8 protein-coding genes and 2 pseudogenes are annotated in these 12,671 nt (G+C 67.6%); 6 read left to right on the forward strand and 4 right to left on the reverse strand.

The window, feature by feature from the left end:
- Window positions 1-112, forward strand: a pseudogene (locus H7965_RS31365) (IS630 family transposase); the annotation flags it as partial.
- A 490-nt stretch (window positions 113-602) separates the two neighbouring features.
- On the opposite strand, the gene H7965_RS25860 reads toward H7965_RS31365, so the two are convergent.
- Window positions 603-1,529, reverse strand: coding sequence for a Bug family tripartite tricarboxylate transporter substrate binding protein (locus H7965_RS25860; RefSeq protein ID WP_222440819.1), 927 nt, complete (start codon window positions 1,527-1,529; stop codon window positions 603-605).
- A gap of 555 nt (window positions 1,530-2,084) precedes the next feature.
- Here H7965_RS25860 and H7965_RS25865 point away from each other — a divergent pair.
- From H7965_RS25865 to tnpC, 4 genes and pseudogenes are all read left to right on the forward strand, one after another.
- Window positions 2,085-2,795: a response regulator transcription factor gene (locus tag H7965_RS25865; RefSeq protein ID WP_186773436.1), complete on the forward strand. Its 711-nt coding sequence runs from the start codon at window positions 2,085-2,087 to the stop codon at window positions 2,793-2,795.
- Between the two features lie 629 nt (window positions 2,796-3,424).
- Window positions 3,425-3,733, forward strand: coding sequence for a transposase (locus tag H7965_RS25870; protein ID WP_186773437.1), 309 nt, complete (start codon window positions 3,425-3,427; stop codon window positions 3,731-3,733).
- A complete protein-coding gene (tnpB, locus tag H7965_RS25875; protein ID WP_186773438.1) occupies window positions 3,730-4,086 on the forward strand; it encodes an IS66 family insertion sequence element accessory protein TnpB in 357 nt (118 codons plus the stop codon). Before H7965_RS25870 ends, tnpB begins: the two co-directional genes overlap by 4 nt.
- 12 nt (window positions 4,087-4,098) lie before the next feature.
- Window positions 4,099-5,701, forward strand: a pseudogene (gene tnpC / locus H7965_RS25880) (IS66 family transposase).
- Between the two features lie 473 nt (window positions 5,702-6,174).
- On the opposite strand, the gene H7965_RS25890 reads toward tnpC, so the two are convergent.
- The 3 genes from H7965_RS25890 to H7965_RS25900 all read right to left on the reverse strand — a co-directional run bounded on the left by H7965_RS25890 (window position 6,175) and on the right by H7965_RS25900 (window position 11,252).
- Window positions 6,175-7,761, reverse strand: a complete 1,587-nt coding sequence (locus H7965_RS25890; protein WP_229682799.1) for an ABC transporter substrate-binding protein — start codon at window positions 7,759-7,761, stop codon at window positions 6,175-6,177.
- 207 nt (window positions 7,762-7,968) lie between these two features.
- Complete coding sequence (locus tag H7965_RS25895) at window positions 7,969-9,624, reverse strand: amidase (protein WP_186773440.1); 1,656 nt, start codon at window positions 9,622-9,624, stop codon at window positions 7,969-7,971.
- A 5-nt stretch (window positions 9,625-9,629) separates the two neighbouring features.
- Window positions 9,630-11,252 (reverse strand): amidase, encoded by a 1,623-nt coding sequence (locus H7965_RS25900; protein WP_229682798.1) that lies wholly within the window; start codon window positions 11,250-11,252, stop codon window positions 9,630-9,632.
- A gap of 506 nt (window positions 11,253-11,758) precedes the next feature.
- On the opposite strand from H7965_RS25900, the gene H7965_RS25905 reads away from it, so the two are divergent.
- Window positions 11,759-12,523 carry an IS6 family transposase gene (locus H7965_RS25905; RefSeq protein WP_229682797.1) on the forward strand — a complete coding sequence of 255 codons (765 nt, stop codon included), beginning with the start codon at window positions 11,759-11,761 and terminating at the stop codon, window positions 12,521-12,523.
- The last annotated feature ends 148 nt before the right edge of the window (window positions 12,524-12,671 follow it).

Raw genomic sequence — 12,671 nt, forward strand, 5'->3', positions numbered from 1 at the left:
CGCCGCGCGGACCATCGACGGGCTCTGGGATGCCATCCGCGACGCCCTGCCACGCTTTACCCCGGAAGAGTGCCGAAACTACTTCACCGCCGCAGGCTATGAACCAGAATGATCGGATTCCGCCCTAGAGCACTTTCGGGCTTGACGGGTTCAGTCGAACTTTGACGATGTCGGGAAAGATTACCGCGCCATCCACCTTGCAGCTATTGACCGCCCGATGTGGGTCTGATCAGGGCAAAACTGCTCTAGACTCGACCGCCTTGCGCTGCGCGGACCATCCCATCGGGAACGGGCCTGGAGCCACGGCAGATCCATGCCCTCTGGCTGCCGCCCGTCGAGGATTGCCTCGACGAGGTCCGGTGCCAGCAGCGTTAAGCGTAGCAGCGTGCCGAGGTAGCCACGCTCGCTCCGCGGCCGCCATCTCGCTGATCGGGGCGTACCGTCCCTCGTCCAGCAGCCGCTGGTACCGGAAGGCTCTCGCCAGGGCCTCCAGTAACGCCGGATCGGCCCGTCTGGGGAGTGCCGCCTCGTCGTCCTGCACCGGCGTCACCACCGTCTCCCGCCCCGGCCGACACCAGCTGTGCAGGCCGTCGCGCCTCCCATCAGTCCAGCTTGGCAGAAGAGGCAACCTCGCTCCACTTGTTCACTTCGCGGCGGACCAAGGCATCGGTCTCCGCGGGCGTGGAGGCCACCGCCTCCGCCCCCTGGCTGGCCAGTTGCGTCCGGACCTCCGGCATGCGCGCGATTTCCTGCATGGCGTGGGACAGTCGCTCGACGATCGCCTCCGGGGTGCCGCGCGGCGCCAGCAGCCCGTAGAGCGTGCTCACGTCGAACCCCTTCAGGCCCAGCTCGTCCAGAGTAGGCGTCTCCGGCATCATCGCGGCGCGTACCGCACTGGTCACCGCGAGCAGCCTGATCCTGCCGCTCAGTATCGCAGGGGAAAGCGCCGGCAGCGTCTCGAACGCCAAATCAATCTGGCCGCCCAGCAGGTCATTCACGGCCGGCCCGCTGCCGCGGTACGGCACGTGGAGCAGGTCGACCTTGGCCCGCTGCTTGAAATGCTCGCCTGTGAGGTGCTGTGTGGACCCGTTGCCGGCGGAGCCGTAGGTGAGAGAGCCTGGCCTTGCCCTGGCCATGGCTAACAGCTCCTCCAGCGAACTCACGCCGAGAGTGTCGCGCACCGCGACGGCCAGGGGAACGGAACTGCCCATTGAGACGCCGACGAATGCGGCGAACAGCGCATACGGAGGCCGTTGTGAGGGAATGACGGCGTGGATAGCGAGGCTGCCGATCGCGCCGAAGAGCAGGGTGTAGCCGTCCGGCGCCGCCCGCGCAACGAACTCCGCCCCAAGTTCGCCGCCGGCCCCGGCTCTATTCTCGATGACGATTGGCTGCCCGAGGCTCTGCTGGAGATGCCGCCCATAGATGCGGGCCGTGATGTCGGTGGCGCCGCCGGGTGGGTAGGGCGCCACGACACGGATGGGCTTCGCCGGCCAGGGCTCGGCCAGGGCTGGATGCGCCAGGGCCAACCCCGTGGCGCCGGCCAGGCTGGCGATAACTTCGCGTCGCGCTATCACGAGACAGCTCCCGGCACGGGGCGGGACACAATCTGAGGCGGGTAGTTTCCGGTGGTGCGGCTGGCAAGCGTACAACGGGAGCGATTAATCTCCGGAAGTGTTCGACGAGCGGGCGTTATCCGGCCTCGGCTCCCTCAACCTGTCACTTCGAACGCAACTCCGAGGCCCCGGTGGCAGTGATCCTCACTCAAGACTCGGTGCCACCTGGTCCGCCGCCGCTGGTCAAACCCTCACACGAACCACGCGGCGAGATCCTGCTGCGCCTCGGCAGGCCGGTAGCCGGGATGATCTCAGACAGCGGTGTGTTGGAGGTCACGGTGGCCATGCGGCGGCAAGCTCCAGGATCCTAGCGGATCGCCATAGGGCTTACATCACATAAATGCGATTTGTATCATTTCCGAATATTTTATGCTGTCTACATCTCCTATTTGGTTTATCAACCCTCAAGAAGCGCCGTCGTCTTAAAAATGATATGGCGCGGTGAAGCAGTATCCGTCTGGAGGTTCCATGTCCGCCCGCCCCATCCTCATCGTCGAAGACGACGCCGCACTCCGCGCAACCCTGGCCGAGCAACTGATCGCCGACGGCAGCTTCCTCCCCGGTGAGGCGGTGAGTGCAGCTGATGCCGAGGCGATGCTCGGCGCCGCTGACGCACGCTACGATGCCATCCTGCTCGACATCGGCCTGCCCGACGGCGACGGCCGCGACCTCTGCGCCAAGCTGCGGCGCGACGGCATGACGATGCCGGTCATCATGCTGACCGGGGCGGATGGCGAACAGGATGTGGTGCGTGGCCTCGACGCCGGCGCCAACGACTACATTGCCAAGCCGTTCCGGCTGAACGAGCTGCTGGCACGGGTCCGCGCCCAGCTCCGCGTGTTCGACAATTCGGAAGACGCGGTCTTCACCGTCGGGCCGTACATGTTCCGTCCGAGCGCGCGGCTGCTGCTGGAGCCGGCGCGGAACCGCAAGGTGCGGCTCACCGACAAGGAGAGCAACATCCTGAAGTTCCTCTATCGCGCCGGCGGAAGGCCGGTGCCGCGGCAGATCCTGCTGAACGAGGTGTGGGGCTACAACAGCGCGGTCACCACCCACACGCTGGAGACCCACATCTACCGCCTGCGGCAGAAGATCGAAGCCAAACCGGCTCATCCGCAGCTGCTGCTGACCGCGCCCGGCGGTTGCTATCGGCTTGAGGCGACAGCGGCCGCAGCCTGAAGGCGCCGTGTTGGAGCAGGCAGACGGCGCAGGGCACGAGCGAGTAGCTGCAGCGCATGTCGTCCTGGCCGCAGCACCTGCTGTTGCCTTCTGTCCTGGCCTACCGGAAGGCCACCGGTTAGGGCTATCTGGGCGGGCCGGCGCGGCTCTTGGCCGAGCGGGCTTACCTGGCCCCTGGTGGAGACCGCATGGAGGCCGGGCGTAGATGATTGCCGGCGTCTCAGCGCTGCATGGCGAGTGGTTCTGGGCGCCGGCGAGCCGGCGTGGTTCTCCGTCATCCAGATGGCCAGCTTCGACCTGGCAGTCCCGGCCTCTGCAGCCTAGGCGAGTTTCGTCAGCAGGGGATCTGGCTTCTTGGCCATCAGGAGGTCTCCGAGCACCTCCATCGCGCCTACCACCGCTTCCATCGTCCGTTCCAGCCTTTGCAGCGTAAGCGCGGCGACGAGGCCCGTCTTCCGGCGCGGGCGGTGAATGTGCTGGGTCGGCCTGGGTCGGGGAGCTTCGGGCTGACGTTATGGTCGACGTTAATGACGACGCGAAGGGTGGCAGGTATCGCCGGGTCGAGGTCCTGACCGGACCTGGACGCCGGCGGACATGGTCTGACGACGACAAGGCGCGGATCGTGGCGGGTGCAAGGCACTGCCTTGCACCGGGAGCCTGGTGCGGTGGTGGCGGAGGTGGCGCGGCGCTGGCGGGTCTGTTCGCAGCAGGTGTTCACGTGGCGGCGGGAGATGCGTGCCGGTGCCGCTGCGCGTCTGGACTTCGTGCCGATGGTGGCGGAGGCGCCGGCGCCAACACCCGCACCGACCGCTGCGCCGGCCCACACGGCGTCGGCGATCGAGGTGAGGCTCGCTGGCGCGGTGCTGCGCGTCGAACCCGGCATCGACTGCGAGCTGCTGACGGCGGTGCTGCGGGCGATCCGGGCGTCGGCGGCATGATCGCGCCGCCGGCCGGTGCACGGCTCCTGCTGGCGACGAAGCCCGTGGACTTCCGCAAGGGCGCGCACAGCCTGGCGGCGTTGGCAGCCGAGGTGCTGGGCGCTGATCCATTCTCGGGCGCGGTGCTGGTGTTCCGCTCGCGCCGGGCTGACCGCATCAAGATCCTCCTCTGGGACGGGAGCGGCCTGGTTCTGGTCTGGAAGCAATTGGAGGGCAGCGCGTTTCGCTGGCCAGCGATCGTAGATGGCGTGGTGCGTCTGACGCCGCTGGAGTTCGCCGCGCTGTTCGACGGGATCGACTGGCGTCGGGTTGGGGCCGGTCGGGAGATTCCCACGCCGAGCGCGCCTGCATAGAATCGCCGCGTGATGCGCGCCGCGGGAGACAGCACGCCGACACTGTCGGAGGACCCCGCGGCGCCGCGCGCGCTGTTGCTCGAGACCTTGGCGGAGGTCGACACGCTGGTGGCCGAGCGCGACGCCCTGGCGAGCCAGAATGAGCGTCCCCAGCACCTGCTGCTGAAGCTGAAGCGTCGACAGTTCGGGACGAAGTCGGAACGCCTGCCCGAAGACCAACTGCTGTTCGCGTTCGAGGAGATCGAGGCGACGCTGGCCGGCAACGCGGCCGAGGCGGGCAAGGCGTCACCGACGCTCCGCGACAACCAGGCCAAGCGCCGTCGGGCCGGCCGCGGCCGGCTGCCCGCGCACCTGCCGCGGGTCGAGGTGGTGCTGGCGCCCGAGGCGACGGCCTGCCCTTGCTGCGCGGGCCCGCTGGTCGAGATCGGCGCCGACGCCGCGGAGCGGCTCGACGTGATCCCGGCGAGGTTCCGGGTGATCGTGACGAAGCGGCCGAAGCTCGCCTGCCGGGCCTGCCCCGGCGTGGTCCTGCAGGCGCCCGCGCCGGCCCGCCTGATCGAGGGCGGGTGCCGACCGAGGCAACCGTCGCCCAAGTCCTCGCCTCCCGCTACGCCGACCATCTGCCGCTGTATCGCCAGTCGCAGATCCTGGTGCGGCAGGGGATTGAGATCGGCCGCGAGGTGCTGGCCGACCGGACCGGCACGGGCGCACTGGAGATCGTCCCTGTGGTCCGGCGCATGCGAGAGATCCTGCTCGCCTCGCCGCGGCTGTTCGCCGACGAGACCACCATGCCGGTGCTGGATCCCGGTCGCGGCAAGACCAAGAAGGGCTACGCCTGGGCGATCGCGCGCGACGACCGGCCCTGGGGTGGGGCGGACCCGCCGGCGGTGGTGTTCCACTACGCGCCTGACCGCGGCGCCGAGCACGCGAAGGACCTGCTGGCCGGCTACCGCGGGGTCCTGCAGTGCGACGGCTACGGTGTCTACAAGACGCTTGCCGCGGCCAGCGAGGGCATCACGCTGGCATTCTGCTGGTCGCACCTGCGGCGGCAGTTCATCGAGTTCGCCAGGGGCAAGACGGCGCCGATCGCGCAGGAGACGTTGCAGAGGGTCGCCGCGCTCTACGCGATCGAGACGGAGGTACGCGGCAAGCCGCCCGACATCCGCCGTGCCGTCCGGCAGGAGGGAGCCGCTCCCTCGTCGAGGACCTGTTCGCCTGGCTCTCGGCACAGCTCGCGCGGCTGCCCGGCAGCAGCCCGACCGCGGAGGCGATCCGCTACGCGCTGAACCACCGCGAGGGCCTGGTGCGGTTCCTCGACGACGGCAGGATCGAGCTCGACACGAACACCGTGGAGCGCGCCATCCGCCCGATTTGCCTTAGCCGCAAGAATGCGCTGTTCGCCTCGGATGACGACGGCGGCGCAAGATGGGCGGCCGTCGCATCACTCGTGGAGACGTGCAAGCTCAACGGCGTCGACCCGCAGTGCTACTTCGCCGAGGTGCTGACCTGCCTCGTGAACGGCTGGCCAAACAGCCGCATCGGCGAACTCATGCCGTGGCGCTGGGCCGCCGAAGAAGACGGCACAACGTCAAGCGAAGGCCGCGAGGGCCCGTAGGCCTCGCTTACCGTAAGCTCCGCCGCTGGAACTACGAGATCCAGCGTGTCCGCTGCCGGATCGAGAAGATCTTCGGCACCTGGAAAGAGCTATGGTCTGCGGCGCATGCGATGGCGAGGGCTGGCCAAGGCAGGCCTTCAGGTCCGCCTCACCGCCATCGCCTACAATCTTCGACGCTCGGTGACACTGCTGCGCCCGACAGCAGCTTGAACCGCCGCGAGCTCACCCGCAGCGCGATGCACCGTCGCGCCAACAGCAAGATCACCTGCGAAGGGCTGTCCGATAGACCAGACATCCTGAACAACTCAGGACCGAGCCGTATCAACACATCCGCGCACAGGTCTCCTAGTACCTCAGCCAGCTGGGCGAGACTCTCGCCTCGCCCTGCCGCGTGAATACATTCGTGTTGCATCTGGGGCTGACGGCAAGTTGGGCTGCTCCCTTTCCGGGACGCGCGTGACTCTGCCCTTTGCTCAGCGCTGGACATACACTTGTGTCAGGTCCTGGTACCAGCTCTTCGCCTGGGAGAATCCCCGCACCTCTGGCCGCAGGGCGCGCGGGTTCACGTCGTGTACGACCCAAAGCCAGTAGGCGTTGTCCACGACATGTTCGTGAATCCGCGCAACGATCTTGTCGCGCTCCGCGGTATCGAAAGTGCTTGAAGCCTGATCGAGCAGCGTCTGGAGCTTCTCATCGCAGACGCCGGCCCAGTTCATCCCGCGCGGTGGTGCCGCCTCGCAGCTGAAGTGACGGGCGAAGGCATCGAAGGGCGTCGAGGTGCCCATGCTATTGTTCAAGGCGTGCACGGACCGCGCGCTGGGGTCAAGTGGCCCCTTGCTGCGCTGGCCGCGCATGGCGTTCCATTCCACGACCTCGAAGCTGAGGTCCACGCCCACTTCCCGCAGGTTCTGCTGCACGAACTCGTTCATCGGCAGCGGCTGCATCTGGCCGGAGCCCGAGGCGGAGATCATAAACCTGACGCGCAGCGGATTGCCTGGCCCATAGCCCGCTTCCGCCAGCAACCGCCGCGCTGCAGCGGGGTCATATCGGACCTCGAACTTCGGATTGCCGAACCAGGGGCTGTCGGGGAGGACCATGCCGCGGGCCGGCTCAGCCATCCCACCGAGAAGTTCAACCATCTCCTCTCGGTTGATCGCCAGGTTCAACGCCTGGCGAACCCGCACATCGGACAATGGCGTGTTCTCGCCGGACTGCCGCAGGATATAGGGCCAGACATGCGGATAGGGGTTGGTCTTGATGACCATTCCCGCAGAGCGTAGACGCGGGATGCCGTCGGGCGGCGGCGCCTCGATGAAGTTGACCTGGTTGGTCAGCAGCGCGGCGACGCGGATGTTGGCGTCCGGGATCGGCAGCAGCAGCAGGCGGTCCAGCTTCGGTCGGCGGGATTGATCCCAGTAGTCGTCGTTGCGCACCAGCACGGCGCGCTGCCGCGGCACGATTTCCTGCACGCGGAAGGGGCCGGTGCCGGAAGGCTGGCGACTGAACCCGTCCCACCCGCCGAGCTTCTGCCATTGGGCCGGGCTTGAGATGTGCAAGAATACCACCTGGTCCGGCATGGAAGCATCGGGTGCCATGCTGCCGATGGCAACCTTGAAGTCGTCGATCTTGCGCCAGGTCCTCACACTTGGAATGCGAAACGACAGCGTCATGTTCTGCTGCGGGTCGTACTGCGGCGCATCGCGCTTCAGCAGCTTCTCGATATTCCAGATCACCGCGTCGGCATTGAAGGGCGACCCGTCATGGAACTTCACGCCACGGCGCAGTTCGAAGATCCACTCCTTCGGATCCTCCGGGCTTGGATAGTAGCGCTCCGCCAACGCGGGCACGATTTCGGGGATCGATTGCTCCTGGTTCAGGTTCCAGTAGACGAGCGAGTCGAAGATGGTGAACCCCATCCAACGAATGCCCTCACCGCCCTGATCCGGCGCACCGCGCGCGGTCGGGATGTCGGCCAGGGTCATGCCGATGCGCAATTCGCCTCCGGAGGCCGCCTGTGCCGAGGAAGGCGCAAAAGCCCCGGCAGCCAGCGCGGCGCCCAACCCCAGAGTGTTTCGGCGTGTCAGATCATTCATCGATGTTGCTTTCCTTGTCATACGGCTTGGCCAACCCCGGGGTCGCGCGCTTGGTGCTGCGTTTCCGGCAGACGCCGGCGAAACGGGGAGGCCTGGGTGTGGGACCTGGCGTTTCCTCGGGAGCGGGCGCGTTCGTGCGGACGGCCCCTCGTGCCGTCCGGCGTCGTACGCCTTTCAGATCCCGCGGTATCCCGTGAAGCGGAATACGTTGGACGTATCCCCTGCAAAGCCTCGCGGCGTGCGCAGCCGGCCGGCCATGGCGCGGACGTAGGGTGCCGCCGCGCAAAGCAACTCGAACTGACGTTCGTCGAGCGTCAGCCCCGCCCGGCGCGCGACGAGCGCAATGCCGTCACGCTCAGCGGCCGGAATCGCGGCCGGCGTCGGCTCAGGCACCGGCGGCAGTGCCGTGGAGAAGGATGCCGCCTCGTCGAGGGCTGGTCGCCGTCCGCGCCAGGGCGTCGCACGCTCATAGGCGTCGGCGATGCGCAGCACGGTCGCGTCGGCGAAGGGACGGCCGATCACCTGCATGGAGAGCGGCAGCCCCTCGGCACTGAAGCCGATACATTGCGCAAGCGCCGGCCCACCGAGCACGTTGAAGGGTGTGGTCAGCGACGCCTTCTGCCAGAACTGAATCGTCCGCCAGGCATCGAGTAAGGGCGCGGGGCCTGGGCCGGCGGTGATCAGCGCATCGTAGCGTGCCCAGAGCGGCTTCACCTCTGCCACCATGGTGCGCCGCTCGCGCTGGGAGTTCACGTAATCCTCGGCGCGGATCAACACGGCGGCGAGGGATCGGCCGAGAAAATCCTCGCCGAACACGCCGGGGTTCGCCCGCAGCCCTGCCTCATGCACGGCGTAGAGCTCGCTCTCGGCACCGATGATCTTCACATCAGCATAATCCTGCGCTGGGCGGATGCGCACCTCCTCCACCTCGGCGCCGAGGCCACGAAGGACATCCAGCGCCGCCTCCATTGCCTCCCGCACCACCGGGGGCACCGGCACCTCCACCTCGAACTGGTGGCGCAGCAGGCCGATGCGCAGGCCACGGATGTCCCCGGTCAGAGCGGCAAGGTAGTCCGGCACCGGCCGTGCCGCGCTGGCGGGGTCGAGCGGGTCATGGCCGGCGAGTGACCGCAGTATCAGCGCGCAATCCTCGACGGTCCAGGTCATCGGACCGGCGTGGTCAAAGGAAAAGCTGTTGGTCCAGATGCCCCGCCTGCTGATGAGTCCATAGGTCGGCTTGAGCCCGACCAGGCCGCAGAGCGCCGCGGGATTGCGGATGGACCCGCCGGTGTCGGAGCCGAGTGCGCCCATGGCGAGCCCCGCTGCCACTGCCGCGCCGGAGCCGGATGACGACCCGCCGGTGAAGCGATCGCGGTCCCATGGGTTGCGCGCCGGCGGCCAGGGCAGATCGAAGCTTGGCCCGCCATGCGCGAACTCATGCGTGGCGAGCTTGCCGAGCAGCACGGCACCTGCCGCCTTCAGCCGTGCGACCGTGTCGGCATCTTCGGTAGGCACGAAGTCCTGCGCACTGCGCGAATGGCCGGTCGTCCGAATGCCTGCCGTGCAGTAGATGTCCTTCAGCGCATAGGGGATACCGTGCAGCGGGCCGCGGTGATCGCCGGCCATGATGTCACTCTCGGCCTGGCGAGCCTGGTCCAGTGCCTGTTCCGCGGTCACCAGCAGATAGGCATTGAGCTGCGGATCGACCGCCTCGATCCGTGTCAGGAAGGCACGGGTCAGCTCAACCGGGGAGAGCTTCCTCGCCGCGATCAGGCGCGCGGCCTCGGCAATTGTCAGGTGGTGGAGCGCGGCGGGGGCGGTGTCGGGCATTTCGGTCATTCCCCGTCGAAGGCGAAGGTGGTGGCAAGCTCGGCGCCGAAGGGCAGAGTGCGTGGCATGACCGCGCCCATAGCCTCGACATGTGGAATCGCCTCGCAGGCCTGGGCGAACTGCCGCGCGTCCAGCGGCAGTGCAGCCTGCGTCGCGAGCGCCGCATAGATCGCTCGTGTCGCCTCTGCCGGTGGCGGTGCGGCTTGGTCCACGGGAGTGTCGCGCACGGGCGTAGACGGTACTGCCGGGCGCTGTGCGCGCCAGGACGTCGCCGCCTCATAGGCATGGCCGATACGGAACACGGTCGCCTCGTCGAAGGCCCTGCCGGCGATCTGCAGGGAAAGCGGCAGGCCATTGGCGGAGAAGCCGTTGCACAGCGAGAGCGTAGGCAGCTGCGACACGTTGAACGGGTTGGTCAGCGGCGGTGATGCGAAATTCGCCTCCGCCCGCATCGCCGCCATCACCGGCGCCTCGCCCCATGTGGAGGCTGTGATGAGTGCGTCCACCTCGAGCAGGGCGTCGAACATCCCCTGCGCGAGAATGCGCTGCTGGCGCAATGCCTGCACGTAGTCGGTGGCAGGAACGAAGGCGCCCGGGATGATACGATAGCGGAAGACCTCGCCGTAGTCGCCGGGATGTTCGCGCAGCCGGTCACCGTGAATGGAGAAGGACTCCGACAAGGTGATCAGCCGCATGCAGGATTGGTACTCGGCGAGCGGCCGCAGCGTGACCTCGCGTACCTCGGCGCCAAGCGATCGCAGTACCTCCGCCGTGGTGTCCATCGCGGCGACAACCTCAGCGGTGGCCCGGCCCTCGGTCTCATACCAGTGGCGCACCAGGCCGATGCGCAGGCCTTTCACGCCCTGTCGCAGGGAAGCGCCGTAGTCGGGCACCGGTACCTCGGCACTCGCCGGGTCGAGCGAATCGTGGCCGGCGATGGCCTGCAGCATGATGGCGCAGTCCTCCACCGTCCAGGCGAGCGGACCGGCGTTGTCGAGCGTGAAGGACAGCGGCAGCACGCCGCGCTTGCTGACCCGGCCGTAGGTCGGCTTGATGCCCGCCGTGCCGCAGAAGGCGGCAGGCAGGCGAATGGAGCCGCCGGTATCGGAACCCATGGCGCCGGGCGCCAGGCCCGCTGCGACGGCAGCGCCCGAGCCGGAGGAAGAGCCGCCCGGGAAGCGCGTGAGGTCCCATGGGTTGCGCGCCGGCGGCCAGGGAAGATCCCAGGAAGGGCCGCCGGTTGCGAATTCATGCGTGGCCAGCTTACCCAGCAGCACGCCACCCGCCTCGCGCAACCGCGCCACCACGGGTGCGTCCCCGACCGGGATGCGGTCCTTGCAGCGTGCGGAATGGCCGGTGGTGGCGATGCCGCCCGTGTCGTAGATGTCCTTCAGCGCGTAGGGCACGCCATGCAGCGGACCCCGATGGCGGCCGGCCATGATCTCCGCTTCCGTCTGCCGCGCTGCTGCCAGAGCGAGGTCTGCCGTCACGGCGATGAAGCTGTTCAATGCCCCATCGACCGCGGCAATCCGGTCCAGGAATGCGCAAGTGAGATCCACCGGCGAGAGGTCGCGTGCAGCGATTCGCTGCGCCGCTTCGGCTATCGTGAGATAGTGCAGGTCGCTCACACCCAATTCTCCGGCGGATGGTCATTGTTGCGGGCGGATGCCCGGGCAGCCCCATGCGTCATACGCAAGCCGGTCCCCGACCCCGTTCGCTTGGACACCCCGATTCGACGCATTGTGGTAGCAATGGGGATGGCGGAGCCGCGACGGGGCAATGCTGGGGCTGCTGACGACGTCCCGGTCATGGACGGACGTCTATGCAACGATAGGCCGGACGGACCGCTTCGGCATCGGGCCAGCGGCTCGGATCACGTACCTCGCGTACAACGACGGTATTTGTTGGCTGGCAGCGCATCCACTCTCCTTGGGTTTCGGGCCCTAGGCGGCGCGCTGGCGTACTCCCGGCAGTGCAATGTTCCCAAAACTTTGCAGGAGCGGTTCACTCGCGTCAACACCGGTTGGGCGTGAGGCCGTGCTCGGGACACGGCGCGGTGCGCGGTGCCATCCAGCAGGCATTGCCAAGTTGGCGGTCTCTGTCTGGAACGCAGTGGCTGGGCCAAGCTGGGCTGATGCAGCCTGAGCTCGCCACCTACCCCGGATACCGCTTCCCTGCCGAGATCATCAGCCCCGCCGTATGGCTATATCATGTCTTCAGCCTCAGCCTGCGAGATGTCGAGCTGATCCTGGCCGAGCGCGGGATCACGGTCACGCACGAGAGCATTCGGCAGTGGGGCCTGAGGTTTGGGACCGACATCGCCTGGAAGCTGCGCCGACGCCGACCGAAGCCGGGCGACACCTGGCACCTCGATGACGTCTTCCTGCGGATCAGCGGCGTGCTGCATGACCTCTGGCGCGCGGTGGATCAGCACGGGGTCTTGCTCGACATCCTTGTGCAGGGGCGGCGGAACGCGACCGCGGCGAAGCGCTTCTTCAAGCGCCTGCTGACCGGACTGGAGTACAAGCCGAAGCGCATCGTCACGGATGGCCTGCGCAGCTACGGCACGGCGAAGCGCGAGGTCCTGCCTGATGTGCGGCACCGGACCAGCCGGTACCTCAACAATCGTGCCGAGAACTCGCATCGCCCGACCCGGCGCCGGGAGCGCCAGATGCAGCGGTTCAAGTCACCCAGGCAGGCCCAGTGGTTCCTGCCGGCGCACAGCATGATCTACGGTCACTTCCGTCCGCGGCGGCACCTCGTGACCGCCGCACAGTACCGGCGTGCCCGCGTCGAGGCATTCCAGGTCTGGCGGCAGGAGACGTGCGCCCGGACGGCAGTGTGCCGACGCAAGCCAGCGTCCCGCTCAACCCAGCGCGACCACGCCACAACAACTTAGCAATACCCTGCGTAAGAGGGGCAAAACCTGTGGCGAGGGTGCAGTTTGCCCTTCCCAGGTGGCGGCTGGTCTGATTCGCTCGGGCGCATGGTCCCGCCCGCCGATCCTGACGCGCTGTCGCCGGCCGAGCTGAAGGCGCTGGTCAGCG

This window comes from Siccirubricoccus deserti, assembly GCF_014283215.1.
Lineage (GTDB): Bacteria > Pseudomonadota > Alphaproteobacteria > Acetobacterales > Acetobacteraceae > Siccirubricoccus > Siccirubricoccus deserti.

Excerpts from the sequence above, each read along its gene's own strand:
- H7965_RS25865 (WP_186773436.1), top strand. The coding sequence starts at position 2,085 with ATGTCCGCCCGCCCCATCCTCATCGTCGAAGACGACGCCGCACTCCGC.
- tnpB (WP_186773438.1), top strand. The coding sequence starts at position 3,730 with ATGATCGCGCCGCCGGCCGGTGCACGGCTCCTGCTGGCGACGAAGCCC.
- H7965_RS25895 (WP_186773440.1), bottom strand. The coding sequence starts at position 9,624 with ATGCCCGACACCGCCCCCGCCGCGCTCCACCACCTGACAATTGCCGAG.
- H7965_RS25905 (WP_229682797.1), top strand. The coding sequence starts at position 11,759 with ATGCAGCCTGAGCTCGCCACCTACCCCGGATACCGCTTCCCTGCCGAG.